This window comes from Neisseria sp. GT4A_CT1 (assembly GCF_000227275.1).
Lineage (GTDB): Bacteria > Pseudomonadota > Gammaproteobacteria > Burkholderiales > Neisseriaceae > Neisseria.
The window spans coordinates 253,944-273,237 of sequence record NZ_JH164964.1; the positions used below are offsets into that span (position 1 = coordinate 253,944).

The window sequence follows — 19,294 nt, forward strand, 5'->3', positions numbered from 1 at the left end:
ATGAAACTAGTCAGAAAGAACTATATTACTAATCTGAACGGTTTGCAAGTTCGTCGAGTGGTTTTAAATTAACTTTACGTCCGAACAAGGCTTGGATTTCGGGTTGATGGCTGATGCCGACGACGAGGGTGTCGGGTAAAGTGCGTTTGAGGATTTGCATCAGCGTTAATGCAGATTCGCCGTCGAGCTGGTTGGTGGCTTCGTCGAGGAACAGGATTTGCGGTTTGTGCAGCAGCGCGCGGGCGAGGCTGAGGCGTTGCTGTTCGCCGCCGGAGAGAATGCCGTGCCATTCGTATGGTTCGTCTAAATTATCTTTCAGGCGGCCTAGTCCGACTTGTTCCAAGGTCGTCTGAATAAGTCGGTCGTCTTGACAGGCGGGGTGGGGATAGCTGACAGTGTGGCGCAGGGTGTCGGCGGGGAGGTAGGGGCGTTGGGGCAGGAAGAGGAGGCTGCCGTCGAGGGCGAAGCTGCCTTGATAATACGGCCACAAGCCTGCGAGGGCGCGCAGCAGGGTGGATTTGCCGATGCCGCTTCTGCCCTCGAGCAATACCCATTCGGGGGTGTGGGCTTCGAGGTTGATGTCGGTAAGCAGTGGGCTGCCGGTTTGGGTGTGGACGGTGAGGTTTTGCAGGACGAGGATGCCGCCTTGGCGGCGGTTGTTTAAAGTCAGGGCGGGTGCTGGGTGGGCGGGATTTCTGCCTTCCTGCTCTACTTGTTCCAAGGCCGTCTGAAAACCGGAGAGGCGTTCGACGACTGCCGCCCATTCAATGAGGCGGCGGTAGGAGTCGGTAAACCAGCCGAAGCTGTCTTGGACGCGGGCAAACGATGTGCGGGTCTGCATCATGTCGCCGAAGGTCATGGTTTTGGCGAGGTACATGGGCAGGGTGGCGAGGATGGGGATGAAGATGCTGATGCGGACATAGGTTGCCCAGAAGGTTTCTTGGCGGAATTCGCAGTTGGTGAGCCGCCGCCAGTTGTCGCGGATGCGGAGGTAGCGTTGTTTCAGACGACCTGTTTCGGCTTCGCCGCCGTTGTAGAAGGCGATTTGTTCGGCGTGGTCGCGCACGCGCAGGAGGGCGGCGCGGTAGTCGGCTTCGCGGTGCTGGCGGTCGATGTTGAGGTTTTTCAGTTTGCGGCCGACGAGGTGGGCAATCAGGGTGCTGATGACGGAATAAATCAGGGCAACCCAGACGAGGTAGCCGTGTATGGTGATGTCGCGCCCGCCGATATTGAAGGTCTGTATGCCGGAGAGCGTCCACAATACGGCGACGAACGCGCTGAATTTGGCAATATTATTGATGAAGGAGCGGAACAGTCCGATGCTTTTGTCAGCGAGGAGGTAGATGTCTTCGGCGATGCGCTGGTCGGGGTTGTCGGGTTCGCCGGTCAGGCGCAGGCGGTAGTGTTTGTGGCCTTCGAGCCAGTTTTGCTGGAATTGCTCGGTCAGGTGGGTGCGCCAGCGGAAGATGAGGCGTTTTTGCAGCCAGTCGCCGCAGACGATGCAGCCGATAATCATCGCCATGTAGCCGAGGTATTCGACGATGAGCGCGGGCATGGACGCGCCGTCAAACGCGGCGAGCGCGTCGTAGAAACGTTTGTCCCACGCGGCGATCCAAACGCTGATGGTGATGGAACAAAGGGTGAAGCCGATGAGGACGGCGAGCATCAGCCATTGGATGCGCCCGTGCGCCCCTGTCCAGAAAGGACGGGCGAGTCGGGAGAATTTTTTGAGGATGTTCATGGATGGTGTGTTGGTACGAATAACGGGAGGTCGTCTGAAAATCTGCATTGGCGGGATAACGGCATCAGACACGTTATCCGACGCTTTTGTTTCCTGCTGGGTTTCAGACGACGGTTTGCAGTGGTTCAAATATAGTGGATTAACTTTAAATCAGGACAAGGCGACGAAGCCGCAGACAGTACAGATAGTACGGCAAGGCGAGGCAACGCCGTACTGGTTTAAAGTTAATCCACTATAAAAATACCGATGCCGTCATGTCGGGATGGGCAGCATGGCGGCAGGACGGGAGGTCGTCTGAAAGCCGGATGGTGTTTTCAGACGACCTCGCTTTATAAAATGGCTACATCTTCCACTTGAAGTTCAAGGTTACATTGCGCGGTTGTCCGTAGAAATGTCCTTGGTAGGTAGCGCGGTGGGCGTAACTTTCGTAATAGCGTTTGTCGGTCAGGTTGTCGACTTTCAAGCTGAGTTTGGCGTGTTTGGAGGGTTCGTATTGTACGGTAGCATGCCAGACTGCGTAACCGCCCAAATATTGTTTCTCTCCGTCCACCATAATCGGGCCGGATTTGTTTTGGACGTTGACACCGCCGCCCACCGTCCATTTGCGTGCCGCGCCGGGCAGGCGGTACAGGGTATTGAGGCGGAAGATATGTCGGGGCGTGTGCTGGCTGAAATCGACCCCGCGACCGTTGCGTTCTGCGGTTTGGGCGGCAGCGGTGGAGGTATAACGCCTTTTGTTGAAGGTGTAGCCCGCAAAAATCTGCCAGTCGTCGGTGATGTTGCCGGCAATTTCGGCATCAATACCGCGGCTTTCCAGACGGACAGGCGTGTAGATGGCGCGGTCGCCGCGTACCCAAGGACGGATATTGCCCGTTGAGAGGTCTTTACCCAGCCATGTGTCTGTGGGTTGGTTGTGTTTTTCGGTTTGAAACAGGGCGAGGGTGGTGTTCAATTTATTGTTGTTCCACGCGCCTTTCCAGCCGATTTCGTAGCTGTTGCCCATTACAGGCGGCAAGAGCTTGTCATTGATGTCGTAATAATCGCCCGAGTATTTGAAAATGCTGGTGTAACTTGCATATAGGTTTTGTTGTGGGGTAATGTCGTAGGTAATACCTGCGTAGGGGATGAAACGGCCTTTTTTATAGTGGCTGTCGGGGGTTTTCATCCATGACAGATATTGTGATTGCCGCCAGCGGCTGTAACTTGTGCCGAGCAGGATGTGCCATTTGTCGGCAATGTTCAGGCGGGTGGCTATGGTTGCCGTGTGGGTGTCGGGAACGGTTTTACGGATTTCGATATTGCGGGCCGTATTCCAATCAGGTTTGGCAATTTCATCACCCGTCCAAGAAAAAACAGGATAGTTGCCATCTTTCAAGGGCGTGCCTCGCCACATATTATCGAATTTTTCTTTGGTGTATTCATAGCCCGCGTAAAACTCATGTTCGCGGCCGAACCAATCAAATTTTCCTTCTAAATCGCTTTGCACCGTCCATTGACTGTTGTTGCGGTCGCTTCTGCCGGTATAGCCGTCGCTCAATGTGCCTGTGGGCGAAATATTTTGCCGCTGCGGGACGTAACCATATTCGGTAACGGATTTGTTGCGGCGGTAATCGACGGAAGTGGTCAGATTCCAACGATCGCCGAAATAGTGCTTCCATTCGGCGAAAATAGTGGCTTTTTTGTAATCCGCACGGTTCCAGTTCGCACCCAAATAGCTGTCACGCGGCAATCTCAGGTCGCTGCCGTCGGGATTGGCGGGCAGCCCGAACAGGGAAGGTACATCTTTTTCACGGTGGTACATCGCACTCAACGTCAGCATATCGTTTTCCCCGACTTGCTTGTCGATAACGCCGTAAATGATCCCTTTATTGCCGTCGCTGTTTTTACGCCAGCTTTTATTTTTTTCAAGTACGGCAACCGCGCGCCCGCGCAAGCCATTTTCGCGGCTGAGGAATCCCGATACATCGGCGGAAGTTCGCAGTGTGCCGAAGCGGTCGGCGGTTGCGTCAAATTCAAGTAGCGGCGCAGCGGTCGGGCGTTTGCGGATGGCGTTGATGCTGCCGCCCGGCTCGCTTTGCGCTTTACGCAGACCGGTTGCCCCGCGCACGACTTCGATGCGGTCGTAAAGCGCGGTGTCGGTCAGTTGTTTGGCATCGTGCGGATTATTGCCGCACATGGTACAGACAGTCGAATTGACACCGTCTTCGCTTATCTGCGCGATGTCGAAGCCTCTGGATTGAAAGCGGGTTTGGAAACCCTGTTTGTAAATATTCAGCCCTGTGGTGGTTTTCAATGCGTCTTCCAGCGTGGTCGCGCCCGAATCGTCCATCTGTTTGCGCGTAATGACGCTGACGGATTGCGGCGTGTCTTTGGGGGAGATCGGCAGGCCGGTGGCGGTGGACATGGTTGGCACGGTATAACTGTCGCGTGAAGCAGTACGGCTTTGGCCGGTGACGTTAACGGCTGGCAGGTCAACATGTTCCGTCTGTTCGGCGGTTTGGGCGGAAAGTTGCAGCGGGACGGCGGCAAGCAGGCAGGCGTAGCGGATCGGATGGTTCATCGCAGCTCCTTCAAGTGGGGATGAAGAGGTTTTTATGGGAAAGGGGTCGTCTGAAAACCCAACGGCGGTTTTCAGACGACCCCTTTCTTTACAGCAACGGCAACCGTTTCCTGTCTGTCAGGAGCAGGTCGGATAGATTGCCGAATATGATTTGGTTATTGTTTTTTTAATTTTGCTACCGCAGACGGACTACATCTTCCACTTCAGGCTGAACACGGCGTTGCGCGGTTCGCCGTAGAAGCTGCCGCTGTTGGCGGCACGGCTGTATTGGTTTTCGTAGTAGCGTTTGTCGGTCAGGTTGTTGACCGCTAGCCCCAGTTGCAGGTTTTTGCTTGGGCGGTATTGGATGTTGGTATTCCAAACCGTGTAGCCGCCTTGCTTGATGGAGCCGTAGGAATTGGCGGTTTTGCTGCTGCTCTTTACCCCCAGACCGACCGTCCATTTGCCGTCATCCACCGGCAGGATGTAGCTGGTGTAGAGGCGGAACATATGTTTCGGCGTATGGCTGCTGAAGTTGTAGCCTTTTCGGCGCGATTCAACATTGTCGCCGACGCTGTTGCGGTTGGTGCTGCGGTTGAAGGTGTAGCCTGCGTAAACTTGCCAACGGTCGGTCAGGCTGCCGGAAATTTCGGCGTCCAAGCCGCGGCTGCTTTGATCCAGCGGTTCCCAATAAGGGTGCGGACGGGCATTGACGCGTTGGTTGTTGTTGTCCTTGTCGGTGCGGTAGAGGGCGACGGAAGTATTCAGACGACCTTCGTTCCATTCGCCTTTCCAACCGATTTCGTAGTTACGCCCCATAATCGGCGGCAGCAGGTTGTCGTTATAGTCGCGGTTCATCGTTTGTTTGAAGATGGACGTATAGGCGGCGTAAATACTTTGTTTAGGCGTGATATCGTAAGTGATGCCGGCATGAGGAACGAAGCGGTTGCGTTTGAGCGAGTCTGATGAACCTGCTACCCCGTCTTTGAGATCGCGATCCCAATAGAAGTCGCGTTTCCAGCTGGTATAGCGTCCGCCTGCGATGATGTGCAGTTTGTCGGTAGGATTGATGCGCGCGCCCAAACCAAAGGCATGGGTAGTATAACGGCCGTCGCCGCCACGGGCTTTGGCTGTGGCGGAATCCCAATCAGGTTTGGCTTTTTCGCTGCCGTTGAAGGCATCTGCGTCATAGGTGCTGCTGTCGTTGAGCCAGCGGTTGCTTGAGTTCACGTTCTCTTTGGAGTAGCTGTGCATGAAGAAGAGGTCGTGATTTTGGCCGAAAGCGAAGATGCGGCCGGTCAGGTTGTTTTGGAAAGTGAACTGGCGGTTGCCTGCATCGTAACGGTCGAAGCTGTATGTGGTCCCCAGACTGTCTGTACCGATGCCGTTACCCGTGCCGCCCAGCGTGTAATATTCTTTTGAGCTGTCGCTTTTGCGCCAGTCCAGCTTGCTGCTCAGTTTCCAGTTGTCGTTGAAATAATGTTCAAACTCGGCAAAGAGGTTGTGTTTTTTCAGACGAGCTTCGTTCCAATCTGCACCGAGATAGCGGCTGCGTTTCCACTCTTTGCCGTCAGCGCGCATGGGCAGGCCGTCGGGGTCGGGCGTTTTGGTTTGGTTGAGATAGCTCGCGCCCCAAGTGAGCTTGCTGTTGTCGCCGATGTCTTTGTCCATCACGCCGTAAAGCAGGATGTCGCGGCCGCCGGATTGGTCTTGGAAGGTTTTGTTGCTGCCAACCGAGCCGACAAAACGTCCGCGCAGGCCGTGTTCCGGACTTAAAGCGCCTGAAGCGTCAAACGTGCCGCCCACTCTGCCCCATGTGTTGACCGTCAAATCGGCGGAAAGCTGGCGTTTGGAGGTCGGTTTCTTACGGACGGCGTTAATCGTGCCGCCCGGTTCGTTGTTTGCCTGCGTCAGCCCGGCCGCGCCGCGTACCACTTCGATGCGGTCGTACATCGCTATATCGGTTACGCTGGTCGGGTCGCCCGAAGGGCCGCCCAAGCCGAATCCGCCGGGCGAGCCGATTTGAGTAGCAATGCCGTCTTCTTCAAGTTGCTCGATAAAATAGCCGCGCGACATAAAATGCGTGCGCCCGCCGCTTTTGAAGACGTTGATGCCCGTGGCGTTTTGCAACGCGCCTTCGAGGCTGGTCACGCCTTGGTCTTCAAGTTGTTTTTTGGTGATGACGCTAACGGATTGGGGAATTTCCCTCGGAGAAAGCACCAACCCCGTAGTCGAGCGCATCGCGGATACGATGTAGCTGTTTTGATTTTCGGTACGCAAGCTGCGGTTTTTGCCGACCACATTGACCTGCTTTAATTCCACCTGCTGCACTTCTTCAGCGGCGTGAACGGCTTGCGGCAGCGCGGCAAGACAGAACGCCAAGGTGCTGAGTTTGAAAAGTTTCTCTTTGTTTGTATTGTTCATTTGATTGATCCCGGATAAAGCTGTTGTCGTAAAATGTTTATTTTTATTTGATATTTATAACCATAAAAACTATAAATATTCAAAGTATTAGGTTTTTCAGACGACCTGCGTCAGATAAAACGAATAAAATTTATCAAACCCTTTCGGATAAAAAAATGTTGCCGCCGGGCGGAGTACCCAATGGCAACTACTTATCCAAGGTTGCAAAGATAGATATAAGGAACTAGCTGAAAAATAGTTATAAAGAACTATAAACCATCTGTAAAAAATGGCAACCGTTTTTTCAGACGACCTCACGTTTTTTCACATACTCTTGCCATAAGTCAAAATTCTGACCGGCGATAAAATACCCCTTCTTCTGTTTGGTGGAAGAGGGGGTGTCTGCGTATCAGTCAGTTTTAGCTTCATTTTCTTGCGAACCGTGAAAAGGCGGATTGCCGTATGGCTAGGCAGGTCGTCTGAAAACCGGTCAACGTCTGTTTGGCATCATTATCTTTTGTGTATCCTCTTCCTGTGGGGCATAAAGCCAAAGGTCGTCTGAAAACGGTTTTCAGACGACCTTTGAGTTATTTGCGGTTGGGGTTGATCCATTGCCATTGTTCGCGCAGGGTGTTTTCGAGGGCTTTTTGTTTTTCCTGCGGGCTGTTGAGGCCGTCGGTCAGGCGGTTGTAGTCGATGGTGATAGACGGGTTTTGTACCGTGCCTCTGATTTTGAGCGGAATGGGTTTGTTTTGCGGGTTCAGGGCATTGCGGATGAGCAGGTCCTCCGATAGCTCTTGGGTGCTGAGGTCGGTATAGCCGCTGCTGACAACGTGCAGGCTGTCGGAAAAGAGTTCGGTGTTGACATGGCGGCTGATGCCTTTGTCGATTTCGCTGTTGAGGACGAAATGGTGGAAAGGGGTTTTGGGCGGTGGGGTTTGTTGGGTGTTGTCTTTACTGATGATGCCGTTTTTGAGGATGTTGTCCATGTCGATGCCGTGCCATGCGCCTTCGGAGATGTTGAGGGTCAGCATCCCGTTGAGGTTTTTGAGCATTTGCTCGCGGTTGTTGCCTTTGGTGGTCAGGTCGATGACGGCGTTGCCGTTGCCGCTGAAGCTGTGGAAGCCGAACAGGTCTTGCAGCAAGCGTTGGATTTGTACGCTTTCTGCGTTTTGTTGGAGGTGGTAGGAGAGGGGAGTGGTGTTGGCTATGCTGATGCCGCCCTCGGTACGGCCTCCGTAGAGTCCGGCTTTGAAGTTGCTCAGGGTGATATGTTCGTTATTGGCGGTCAGCCGGGTTTCGACATTGTCCAATTGGAAGCCGGGCGTTTGGATATTGTTGACCTTGATGCTGGCTTCGATATCGGGGGTGTTGGCGTGATTGAGAAATTTCGGGTAGGGGTCGTCTGAACCGGCTTGAAAGTCTTCCAAGTAGGGAGTGAGGTTGAGTTTTTGCAGGGCGACGCCTGCTTCGAGTCTGGGTTTTTGCTCGGCTTGGGTTTGGTATTTTAAGCTCAAGGCAACGGGTTGGCGGTCGAATGTGCCTTTGAAGCTGCCTTGCCAGTTGCCGGAATCGGTCAGGCTGAAATTTCCGTCGAGCATGCTGATAAAGCGCGGTTGGGGCAGTCGGTTGACGGTGTCCTGCAGGGTGGTAATGCGCAGGCTGTCGGATTGCAATCCGGTTTTTTTCTGCCACAACATGGGGCCGCTGACGGTAAAGCTGGTTTGGCGCAGTTGGTTTTTGTATCTGCCGTTGAGATCGAAGCTGTCCAGGGTGATGACGCTCGGACGCAGATTGGTTTTGTCGAGTTTGAAGGAACCGTCCCATTGGCTGTCGGGCGAGCCTGCGGTAAAGGCTCCGCTGACGGTATTGAGGCTGAGGTGGTTGTCTTTGAAGATGAGTAGGGGCGCTTGGGCGGTCAAGTGGAGGTTTTGTTGAACGCTGTCTGCGCGCAGGTTGATGTTGCTGACTTGCAGGGTGTGGTTTTGCGTTTGCCAGTCTAAGGCACTGGTAATGTTGATTTTTACCGTGTTTTGGTCACGGCGGCTCTGCGCTTCAAAGCGGAGCTCGGGAATGTTCCAGTTTGCTGCGTTGGTTTGAAGCAGGCCGTTGCCGTTCCATTCGAGGGGAAACTGCGGGTTGCGGATGTTGCCGCCGATTTTGAAACGGCGGCCGTCGGAATCTTCCGAACGGAGGTTGAGGCTGAAGTCTTCGATGGTGTACGGTGTGTTGTCGAGTTTCAGACGCAGGGTGCTGTTTTCTACGACGAGGCGGTTGAGCGTGGCCGTGTTGCGGGGCTGCTGCCAAAGGTCTTGCAGGCTCCATTTGCCGTTTTCGGCGCGTTCGATTGAGACATCTGCGCCTTTAAGCACCCATTTTTCGATAATGGGTGTGTCGTTCCACAGGCTGCTCCAGCCGATTCCGATGTTGGTTTCTTTAATGTGGATGGCGGCTTGCGTGCTGTTGGGGTAGGAGATGACGACGTTTTTAAGGGTAAGGGTGGGGCGGGGGAACCAACTGCGCCGGATTTCCGGACTGAAGCGGATGGTGCGTTGGGTTGATTGCAGGGTGGATTGGGTAAGGGTTTCGATGCGTTTGGGTGTGAAGAAGTTGTAAACCGATGCGTATAGTCCGGCTGCGGTGGCGATGACCGCTATGAGGCTGAAGATGAGGAGTTTCAGCCAGAATTTTCCGGAGTTTGGCAGAAGGTTCATGGGCTTTTATAAAAATTAAAGTATAAGAGTATAGCACATGCCTTTGGGATGGTTGGTGCGGCAGGACAGAGGGTTGTAAATGGGTATGAATGGTGGTTGCGGGTTTCAGACGACCTGATGGTTTGCTATGCCTTATAAATATGAATGTGGGCGGTTTGCACTTGTCTCTTTGTGTTGAGGTATCGTTTGGATAAAACGTGGCTATATAATGCAGGTTCTATTGGTATGAGGAGGGTGTCGATGATTATCGTAATGCGCAAATGGTCGAGTGAGGAATCTGTTCAACGGGTGGTGGATACGATTCGCAGCCGTGGCTTGCGGGAACATATTTCGCGTGGCGAAGAAAGGACGATTATCGGCGCGTTGGGCGACGAGCGGGTCTTCCATTCCAATGAATTGGCTAGATTGCCCGATGTGGAGCGCGTGTTCCGGGTTTTGAACGATTGGAAAATCATCAGCCGGGAGGGGCAGTCTGAAGACAGCAAGATTTCGATACGGGGTGTGTTGTTTGGCGGCGAGAAGGTTTTGGATATTGCGGCGGATATCAATCGGATTGAGGATGCGGATGCGGGATTTGTCGATCCGTTTTATCTGTCGGCACGGCCTTATGCGGAAATGGACAACGGGAGCGAAAAGGCGAGAATCCAACTGATGCAGCAGGATATTCGGCGGCTTCATGAACAGGGAAAACCGATTTTGGTGCGTATCCGCGATGTGCGTCAGATTGATGAGGCTTTGAAGGCGCAGGCAGACGTTTTGTATTTGGGCGGAGAGCTGATGGGGAATCGGGTCTTGTTGGATGAAGTGGGTCGTCTGAATACACCGGTAGTGTTGTGTAAAGATAAGCATCATCGGGTTGATGATTGGCTGGCGGCTGCCGAACACATCGCTTTACGCGGCAATCACCATATTATCTTGGGCGAGGCGGGGACTTTGAGTTTCGAGCCGGAACATGCTTATCGTTTGGATGTGGATGCGATTGTCAGGGTGCGGCAAACCTGTCATCTGCCGGTGATCGCGAACATCACGCGGTTGTGGCACAACGATATGCCGCAACATATCTTATATCGGTTGGCGCAGGCTGCTGGTGTCAATGGGATTGTCGGTTCTGGGGTGGATTGATATTTTAGTTTTTGAATAAATTTTGGCATAAAATGCTGTTTCGTGGATTGGGTGTATATCTGCCTTATTCTGTTATCGACTTTTCAAGGCGGTTTTTGAAGCCGGATAATGGGATGGTAGATATACCCTGTCTTGCAACGGGATTTTTATGGCGTTTGGGATATGGATATTGCTTAATCAGGCGTCAGGACAGAGTTATTAAAACCGTAGATAAAAAAAACCATTCATACCAAGGGAGAAGTATGAATGGCCAATACATTGCGGGAAAACGTCTTACTTGCTGCACCGCCCAAAAGGGATAAAAGAGCGGTGTGTGTCAGCAATTTGAATTCTAGCAGCATTAGTATTAAATGCTGTTAAGAAGTGAAATCTTTTGAATAAATTGCGCGAAAACTCCGATAGACGTTAATTTATCGAGATAAGCGGTATTAAATTTGTTGTATTTTAAATTTCATATGTCATATTTTTGCAACAGCCAATTTAGAAGGTCGTCTGAAAAGCTATTTTCAGACGACCTTTTTGTATATGAGGCATACCAAGATGCGTAGCAATGGCATTTTAATCCCATCGGGCAAAATGCCACTATTGCCGCTATCCGTCGATTTGCCCGCTGTTGGTAGGAAGGAAGTGGGTGCAGAACCGCCATTCGTGTACTGCTTGATCGTCAATATAGGCGTTCGGTTTGGGTAAAAATGCTTGGAAACATTCCGATATGCCCAATTCTTCTGCGCTGCGACGGGCGTAGTCGGCTCCTCCGCTGCTCCAGAGGTAAAGCATATGTCCGTTTCCATGCAGGCGGCGGACTTGGCGGATGACTTCGGGCATGGGAATGCGCGTACTGCCTACGCTTCTGACAAGGGTGTCGTCCACATCAATGAAAATAAAGGAAGGTCTGCTCATTAGATTAATTGTTTTGAAATGGGTGGATGGATGTCAAAAAGGTCGTCTGAAAAACCTTTTCATAATTTCTATCGTTGTTTTGTTCAATTAATGCTTTTTTGTTAAAACGGGTTTATTGGTTCTCCCGTATCCATTTTTCCCAACGCTCGAACAGGGCGGGTTGCAGGGCGGCGATGACGGAGCGTTTGAAAACGTGTTCGCCGCTCCAGAAGTCGTCGCCTTCCAAAGTGGACAGGTTGCCGCCTGCTTCTTCGAAAATCAGCGCACCGGCGGCGTAGTCCCACAGTTTTTGCCCACCGTGGACGTAAACATCGTAGCGTCCGCTGGCGAGGTAGCACCAGTCGAGCGTGCTGCTGCCCATGCTGCGGATGGTGCCGAAGGGGGCGAGCGTGCTCATGCGGCTGGTGAGTTTGCCGGAGCGCAGGTATTTGATTTCAACGCCTGCGATGGCTTCGCTGAGTTTTTTGTCGACGGTGCGCAGGGGCAGTGGTGTGCCGTTGAGGTATGCGCCTTTGCCGTGTTCGGCGTAGAAACATTCGCCGCTGACGGGGTTGTAGATGATGCCGAGTTCGGCACGGCCGTTTTTGACGAAGGCGACGGAAACGGCGAAATGGGGCAGTCCGTTGACGAAGTTGTTGGTGCCGTCTATGGGGTCGACGACCCACAGCCCGTCGGTATGCGCGTGCATTTTCCAAAGGGTGGTTTGTTCTTGCACGCTCATTTCTTCGCCGAGCATGGGGCTGTCGATCAACAAGGGCAGGGCGGCGGCGAAGGCGGTTTGGGCGGCAAGGTCGGCTTCGCTGAGCATGGAGCCGTCTTCTTTGCGGTGCGACGGGGTATTCAGGAAGCGCGGCATGACTTCGGTTTGCGCGATGTGCCGGACGACTTTTTGTAATCGGTGTAACACTTTTTGTCCTTGTTTTTGCGGTTGGGGTGCGAAATCGTATAATCGCGTTATTATATCCGTTTTCACTTGAAGAACCATGTCCAGATTTTATCTGCCTGATGCTTTATATGCGGGGCAAGTCGTTGAACTGCCTGATAATGTTGTGCGTCATTTGAATGTTTTGCGCGTGCGCTGCGGGGAAGAGGTCGTTTTGTTTAACGGCAACGGCAAGTCGTATCCTGCGCGTTTGGATGTTTTGGAGAAACGCCGTGCCTGTGCGGAAGTGTTGCGCGAGGAGGAGACGGACAACGAGTCGCCGCTGAAAATCACGCTGGTGCAGTCGGTATCGAGTGGCGAACGTATGGATTTTACTTTGCAGAAAAGCGTGGAACTGGGCGTAGTCGCGATTCAGCCGGTGATCAGCGAACGCTGCGTCGTGCGCCTGAGCGGCGAGCGGGCGGATAAACGGGTGGCGCGTTGGCAGGAAATTGTGGTGTCTGCCTGCGAACAAAGCGGCAGGAATATGGTGCCGGAGGTACGCCCGCTGCTGCCTTACCGCGAGGCTTTGAAACAGATGTCGTCTGAAACGACCAAGCTGTTGATGAGTTTGAACCGCGCCCAAAGTTTGCGTACCGTCAAGCCGTTTTCAGACGACCTGATTTTTATGGTCGGGCCGGAAGGCGGCTGGACGGACGAGGAGGAGCGGTTGGCGTTTGAGGCGGGATTCCAGTCGGTAACGCTGGGCAAGCGGGTGTTGCGGACGGAAACCGCTTCGCTGGCGGCGATTGCGGCGATGCAGACGCTTTGGGGGGATTTTGTGTAACCGAGGTCGTCTGAAAACGGGATGGGAAGCGTAAATCCCTAGATGGTTTGAAAAGTAAGTTTTATTGAAATCATGGGTTTATATAGTGGATTAACTTTAAACCAGTACGGCGTTGCCTCGCCTTGCCGTACTATCTGTACTGTCTGCGGCTTCGTCGCCTTGTCCTGATTTAAATTTAATCCACTATATTTGTTTTTCAAGCCATTGCCTGCTTTACCTGTTTTACGCCTTCGCAGCGTTGGGCAATTCATCCGTTTTCGCTTACAATAGCCGATTATCCGAATCAACGCTCAAAGGCCTTCACATGCAATACGCCAAAATTTTAGGTACCGGCAGCTATCTTCCCGCCAACCGCGTCAGCAACGACGATTTGGCGAAAAAAGTCGATACGTCCGACGAGTGGATTACCACCCGTACCGGCATCAAGTTCCGCCATATTGCAGACGAAGGCGAAAAAACCAGCGACCTCGCCGCCGAAGCATCGCGCCGCGCTCTGGTTGCTGCCGGTGTCGCTGCCGATGAAATCGATTTGATTATCGTGGCAACCGCCACCCCCGATATGCAGTTCCCGTCCACCGCGACCATCGTCCAGCAAAAGCTCGGCATAGCAAACGGCTGCCCCGCATTTGACGTACAGGCGGTCTGCGCGGGCTTTATGTACGCCCTGTCCACTGCCAACGCCTACATTAAAAGCGGCATGGCGAAAAAGGCTTTGGTCATCGGCGCGGAAACGTTCAGCCGCATCGTCGATTGGAACGACCGCACGACCTGCGTTTTGTTCGGTGACGGCGCAGGCGCGGTCGTGTTGGGTGCATCCGACGAAGCGGGCATCATCCACAGCAAACTCAAAGCCGACGGCAACTACCTCGACCTGCTCAACGTGCCCAGTCAAATCGCCAACGGACAAGTTTGCGGCTCGCCCTACATTACGATGGATGGGCCGGGCGTGTTCAAATTCGCAGTCAAAATGCTCGCAAAAATCGCCGACGAAGTCATCAGCGAGGCAGGTTATACCCCCGATCAAATCGACTGGCTCGTACCGCACCAAGCCAACAAACGCATCATCGACTCAACTGCCAAACACTTGGGTCTGGACATGGAAAAAGTCATCCTGACCGTACAGGAACACGGCAACACATCCGCCGCTTCCATCCCGCTCGCGCTCGATGTCGGTATTCAAAACGGTCAAATCAAGCGCGGACAAAACCTGCTGCTCGAAGGCATAGGTGGCGGCTTCGCTTGGGGCGCGGTGTTGGTGAAATACTGATTTTTTGTCCGTTTGAAACTTAAAAGGTCGTCTGAAACTGCGTTGGTGCGGTTTCAGACGACCTTTTTGATAGGAACGCCGGGATTCGTATGTTGAGGGCCGGATTAGTTGTTTATAGTGGATCAACTTTAAATCAGGACAAGGCGACGAAGCCGCAGACAGTACAGATAGTACGGCAAGGCAAGGCGAGGCAATGCCGTACTGGTTTAAAGTTAATCCACTATAAAGTGTAGAAGATTCAGGGCGGTAGTTGAAAAGTATGCTAGGCAGAGGGGGAAGGGCGCTGTCTCTGTTGAGCATTGAAAAGAGGTCGTCTGAAAATGTGTCGTTGCTTCAAACCGACACCGTTTCAGACGACCTTTTATTTATTATGGTTAAAATCCACATGGATTATGATGAATTGGTATAATTTCAAAATTGATTATCCAATACATTTTTTCCTTAATATAAAAATAAAATGAACCATAATAAACATTACGGGACAATCGCCCATTGGTTCGGGGAAATGAGCCGCGGCTCCATTATTTGCGACGAATCTTCGCAACGCATCTTTGCCAACCGCCAATCCCTCCACCCCGATTATCAAGAACCTGAAACCGGACACCGTGTCAGCTTTCAAATAGAAACGGAAAACAACCGCGCCGTCGCAAGGGATGTCGAGCGCGTCAATCCGGGTTATAAAAACAATGACAGCGCGGTCATTACGCTGACCGACTGGGATTGGTCGAAGAATGGTGGTTATGGAATGGACGTTTCAAATGAAGGGCAGCCGGTGTTTGTGCTGGGACAGTTTCTTGCCGACCAAACCCGTACGCCTAGGGCGGGCGACCGCCTTGAAGGCACGCTCCGCCGCCATCCCAACGGACAATGGCTGCTGGTCAATGCCGTTATCCGCAGTACGCCTGAGTCCGAACCCGAGCCTGAATCGATACACGCTGCGCCCGCCCAAAAAGCGCAAGGTCAAACCGTACACTTTTTCCGTCCGGAGCACGGTCCTAAAGTTGAAGTCAAAATCGAGCAGCCGTTGGTTGCCGAAACCCGCTATCCCGCTCCAAAATCCGCCCAAAAGAATCTGTTGCCGCCCAATCAGGTCATGAGCGGTACGATTACCACATGGGACGATGCCAAAGGCTACGGCTTCATCCGTTTCGGCGACGAATCCCAAAATATTTTCTTCCATATCAGCGCGTACCATTACAATACCTGCCGTCCGCAAACAGGGCAGCGCGTCAGTTTCTACTGCAACCGCCCGATAGAAGGCAACCGCCAACAAGCCGTCAAGGTTGTCCGGCTTGGCGACGAAGCATTCCTGTTTGACGAATTGCCACCCGACTACAACAGGCTCAATATCGATATGCAGGCACTCCTGATCAACAGCGTCATTGCCGTCGTTTTCCTGACCGTTGTCGCCGTACTTTCCAATAAACTGTTTTTCATTTACGTCCTTATCAGTATCGCCGCCTTCATCCTCTATCAACAGGACAAGCAGACGGCGATGGAGTCCGCGCGCAAAATCAGACGTAAAAACGAATACCAAAACCGTATCCCAGAAAACAAACTGCACGCATTCAGCCTGCTGGGCGGCTGGCCCGGCGCATTGGTTGCGCGCGCCGCGTTCCGACATAAAACCAAGAAAGTTCCTTTTGTTCAGATTTTCTGGCTGACAGTGGCAATAAATGTTGCCATTACCTATGCCCTGCTGATACATTACGCCGATAATCCTCTGACGAATTTTCTGAAAAACTAAACTGAAACAAAGGAATATCATGTCTTTTGCATTTTTCTTCCCCGGTCAGGGTTCGCAAAGCCTCAATATGATGGACGGCTTCGCAGGACAATCGGTCGTAAAAAACACCTTCGACGAAGCTTCTGCCGTCTTGGGCCAAGATTTGTGGGCGATGATTAACGGTACGGATGCCGAACTCATCGGACAGACCGTGAATACGCAGCCCATCATGCTGGCTGCCGGCGTTGCCGTTTACCGTGCCTATCTTGAAGCGGGCGGCAAAACGCCTGCCGTCGTTGCCGGCCACAGCCTCGGCGAATACACAGCACTTGTTGCCGCCGGCGCATTGGATTTTGCGGATGCAGTCAAACTCGTCCGCCTGCGCGCCGAACTGATGCAGTCTGCCGTACCGCAAGGCGTAGGTGCGATGGCGGCGATCCTTGGCTTGGAAGATGAGCAGGTTAAAGCCATTTGTGCAGAAGCCGCGCAAGGCGAAGTGGTCGAAGCCGTCAACTTCAATTCGCCCGGACAAGTCGTGATCGCGGGTAATGCCGCCGCCGTTGAGCGTGCCATGAACGCCGCCAAAGAAGCGGGAGCCAAACGCGCGCTGCCGCTGCCTGTATCCGTTCCTTCGCATTGCAGCCTGATGAAGCCTGCTGCGGAAAAACTTGCCGAAGCGCTCAAAACCGTCGAAATCAAACAACCGCAAATCCGAGTCATCCATAATGCCGATGTTGCCGCTTACGACGATGCAGAGAAAATCAAAGACGCACTCGTCCGCCAACTTTACAGTCCTGTACGCTGGACGGAAACCGTCAACGCACTCGTTGCAGAAGGCACTGCCGAATCCGCCGAATGCGGACCGGGCAAAGTGTTGGCAGGTTTGGCAAAACGCATCAACAAAGAAGCCGTGTGCAGCGCTTTGACCAATTCCGAACAAGTCGCTGCCTTTATCGAAGCGCATTAAACTTGCCGCCTTGTCTGTTTCAGACGACCTTTCTTAATGAAAGGTCGTTTTTTAATGTCTGTCGGTTGTGTTCGGATAGGGAGGTGCAGACAGCAGGAGGGCGTTTCTTATTCCAATCCACTATCAATTTATTTTGAACATTTAAGATCGTCGTCTGAAAAAACTTTACAGAAATAAAAATCGTTATTCATTTAAAAACAGCAATTTCGTCGCATCGGTAACTTCGTTGCGATATAATCATAGGCTTTACCAATCCGACAGATTGATAAAATATTCAATCTGCATTAATCCGGAACACCGAGCCAATGATAGAAAAACTGACCTTCGGCCTGTTTACCCAAGAAGATTCGCGCAGCTTCATGCGCTTGATGGCTTACATCCGTCCTTATAAAGTCCGCATCATTTTTGCGTTAATTGCTATCTTTGGCGTTGCCGCCACCGAAAGCTACCTCGCCGCCTTCATTGCACCCTTGGTCAACCAAGGCTTCGCCCCGCCTTCCGCGCCGCCCGAACTCAATACAGCAGGCGGCATCGTCGCCACACTGCAAAATTGGAAAGACCAATTTACTTACCTGATTTGGGGGACGCCCAATAAAGTCTGGGTCGTGCCGGTATTTTTTATCTTTTTGGTCATCATTCGAGGCATCAGCCGCTATGTCAGCACATATCTGCTGACTTGGGTTTCCGTCATGGCAATCAGCCATCTGCGCCGCGATATGTTTGCCAAGATGCTGCAACTCTCTTCCAAATTCCATCAGGAAACCCCGTCCGGTACGGTGTTGATGAATATGGTGCAAATGGCGGAATCATCCATCAGCAACGCCAGTAATGTCTTTATCGTCCTGACCCGCGACACCATGATTGTCATTGGTTTGGTCTGCGTCCTGCTGTATTTGAACTGGCAGCTCAGCCTGATTGTCGCCCTGATGTTCCCGTTGCTGTCTTTACTGTCCCGCTATTACCGCAACCGTCTGAAAGATATCATTGCCAGTGCGCAGCAAAGTATCGGCACGCTGAACAACGTCGTTAACGAAGTCCACCAAGGACACCGCGTGGTCAAACTCTTCGGCGGTCAGAAGAAAGCGTCCGAACGCTTTGCCGAAGTCAATGACACCATTGTCCGTCTCGGTAAAAAAATCACACAAGCCAGCGCGGCGCGTTCTCCGTTCAGCGAACTGATTGCGTCGTTTGCTTTGGCTGTCGTCATCTTTATCGCCCTTTGGCAGAGTCAGCAAGGCTATACCACCATCGGCGAATTTATGGCGTTTATCGTTGCCATGTTGCAAATGCTCGGTCCGATCAAAAACTTGGCGAACATCAGCATCCCCATGCAGACCATGTTTATCGCTTCGGATGCGGTTTGTCAGTTCCTTGATACCGAGCCTGAACAAGACAAGGGTACCAAACATCTGAAAAATGTTTCAGGTCGTCTGAAATTCGAAAACGTCGATGTCCGCTACCACGAAGACGGTAAAAAAGCCTTGGACGGCTTCAATCTTGACATCCGCCAAGGTGAACGCGTTGCTTTGGTCGGTCGCTCAGGCAGCGGCAAATCCACCGTCGTCAACCTGCTTCCGCGTTTTGTCGAACCAAGTTCCGGCGCGGTTTATTTGGATGATGTCAACATCGAAGACATCAAACTCAACAACCTGCGCTCCCAATTCGCCCTTGTTTCCCAAGATGTTTTCCTGTTTGACGACACCCTTTTGGAAAACGTCCGTTACAGCCGTCCCGATGCCACTGAAGAAGAAGTATTGGCAGCCCTCAAAGCCGCGAATTTGAAAGACTTGGTTGAAAGTTCGCCATACGGCTTGAACCAACCGATAGGCGCAAACGGCAATCAGCTCTCTGGCGGTCAGCGTCAACGCGTCGCCATTGCACGCGCCATTTTGAAAGATGCCCCCATCCTGCTTTTGGACGAAGCCACCAGCGCGCTGGACAATGAATCCGAACGCCTCGTCCAACAAGCCCTCGAACGCCTGATGGAAAACCGCACCAGCATCATCGTCGCCCACCGCCTGACCACCGTCGAACAAGCCGACCGCATTATTGTTATGGATGAAGGCCATATTGTCGAACAAGGCACACACAGTGAGTTGATGGCTCAAAACGGCTATTACTCCATGTTGCGCAATATGCCGAAACAGGCAGCAGGTTGATTTTCAGACGACCTGTCGGTCAGTTGAAGGACGATTTGTCTAAAAGG

At 52.6% G+C, this 19,294-nt stretch carries 12 protein-coding genes and 3 pseudogenes; 8 read left to right on the forward strand and 7 right to left on the reverse strand.

Features of this window, described 5'->3' with window-relative positions:
- Positions 1-28: 28 nt before the first annotated feature.
- The gene (locus HMPREF1028_RS01180; RefSeq protein ID WP_009310991.1) at positions 29-1,741 is read right to left on the reverse strand and encodes an ABC transporter ATP-binding protein/permease; all 1,713 of its coding nucleotides are present in this window, start codon (positions 1,739-1,741) and stop codon (positions 29-31) included.
- Positions 1,742-1,868: 127 nt separating this feature from the next.
- Here HMPREF1028_RS01180 and HMPREF1028_RS14315 point away from each other — a divergent pair.
- A pseudogene (locus tag HMPREF1028_RS14315) lies at positions 1,869-1,976 on the forward strand (IS5/IS1182 family transposase); the annotation flags it as partial.
- 105 nt (positions 1,977-2,081) lie between these two features.
- Here HMPREF1028_RS14315 and HMPREF1028_RS01190 read toward each other — a convergent pair.
- The 3 genes from HMPREF1028_RS01190 to HMPREF1028_RS01200 all read right to left on the reverse strand — a co-directional run bounded on the left by HMPREF1028_RS01190 (position 2,082) and on the right by HMPREF1028_RS01200 (position 9,397).
- The gene (locus HMPREF1028_RS01190) at positions 2,082-4,301 is read right to left on the reverse strand and encodes a TonB-dependent siderophore receptor (protein WP_009310992.1); all 2,220 of its coding nucleotides are present in this window, start codon (positions 4,299-4,301) and stop codon (positions 2,082-2,084) included.
- A gap of 189 nt (positions 4,302-4,490) precedes the next feature.
- Entirely contained in the window at positions 4,491-6,704 is a 2,214-nt protein-coding gene (locus HMPREF1028_RS01195) for a TonB-dependent siderophore receptor (protein ID WP_009310993.1), read from the reverse strand.
- Positions 6,705-7,270: 566 nt separating this feature from the next.
- The gene (locus HMPREF1028_RS01200) at positions 7,271-9,397 is read right to left on the reverse strand and encodes an AsmA family protein (RefSeq protein WP_009310994.1); all 2,127 of its coding nucleotides are present in this window, start codon (positions 9,395-9,397) and stop codon (positions 7,271-7,273) included.
- A gap of 240 nt (positions 9,398-9,637) precedes the next feature.
- Between HMPREF1028_RS01200 and HMPREF1028_RS01205 the strand changes: the two genes are divergently transcribed.
- Positions 9,638-10,519: a chorismate mutase gene (locus HMPREF1028_RS01205; protein WP_009310995.1), complete on the forward strand. Its 882-nt coding sequence runs from the start codon at positions 9,638-9,640 to the stop codon at positions 10,517-10,519.
- Positions 10,520-11,110: 591 nt separating this feature from the next.
- On the opposite strand, the pseudogene HMPREF1028_RS01210 reads toward HMPREF1028_RS01205, so the two are convergent.
- Together HMPREF1028_RS01210 and HMPREF1028_RS01215 are read right to left on the reverse strand one after the other, a co-directional pair.
- Positions 11,111-11,431 (reverse strand): annotated as a pseudogene (locus HMPREF1028_RS01210) (DUF705 domain-containing protein); the annotation flags it as partial.
- Between the two features lie 100 nt (positions 11,432-11,531).
- Entirely contained in the window at positions 11,532-12,326 is a 795-nt protein-coding gene (locus HMPREF1028_RS01215) for an inositol monophosphatase family protein (protein ID WP_009310997.1), read from the reverse strand.
- Between the two features lie 76 nt (positions 12,327-12,402).
- On the opposite strand from HMPREF1028_RS01215, the gene HMPREF1028_RS01220 reads away from it, so the two are divergent.
- On the forward strand, positions 12,403-13,128 hold the full coding sequence (locus HMPREF1028_RS01220; RefSeq protein WP_009310998.1) for a 16S rRNA (uracil(1498)-N(3))-methyltransferase: 726 nt from the start codon (positions 12,403-12,405) through the stop codon (positions 13,126-13,128).
- Positions 13,129-13,208: 80 nt separating this feature from the next.
- Here HMPREF1028_RS01220 and HMPREF1028_RS14320 read toward each other — a convergent pair.
- Positions 13,209-13,325: pseudogene (locus HMPREF1028_RS14320) on the reverse strand (IS5/IS1182 family transposase); the annotation flags it as partial.
- Between the two features lie 107 nt (positions 13,326-13,432).
- Between HMPREF1028_RS14320 and HMPREF1028_RS01225 the strand changes: the two are divergent.
- From HMPREF1028_RS01225 to msbA, 5 genes are all read left to right on the forward strand, one after another.
- On the forward strand, positions 13,433-14,395 hold the full coding sequence (locus tag HMPREF1028_RS01225; protein WP_009310999.1) for a beta-ketoacyl-ACP synthase III: 963 nt from the start codon (positions 13,433-13,435) through the stop codon (positions 14,393-14,395).
- Between the two features lie 250 nt (positions 14,396-14,645).
- The gene (locus HMPREF1028_RS14330; protein ID WP_156798027.1) at positions 14,646-14,804 is read left to right on the forward strand and encodes a hypothetical protein; all 159 of its coding nucleotides are present in this window, start codon (positions 14,646-14,648) and stop codon (positions 14,802-14,804) included.
- A 48-nt stretch (positions 14,805-14,852) separates the two neighbouring features.
- A complete protein-coding gene (locus HMPREF1028_RS01230; RefSeq protein ID WP_009311001.1) occupies positions 14,853-16,142 on the forward strand; it encodes a DUF1294 domain-containing protein in 1,290 nt (429 codons plus the stop codon).
- A gap of 19 nt (positions 16,143-16,161) precedes the next feature.
- Entirely contained in the window at positions 16,162-17,088 is a 927-nt protein-coding gene (fabD, locus tag HMPREF1028_RS01235) for an ACP S-malonyltransferase (RefSeq protein ID WP_009311002.1), read from the forward strand.
- A 305-nt stretch (positions 17,089-17,393) separates the two neighbouring features.
- On the forward strand, positions 17,394-19,247 hold the full coding sequence (gene msbA, locus HMPREF1028_RS01240; RefSeq protein WP_009311003.1) for a lipid A export permease/ATP-binding protein MsbA: 1,854 nt from the start codon (positions 17,394-17,396) through the stop codon (positions 19,245-19,247).
- Positions 19,248-19,294: the final 47 nt, after the last annotated feature.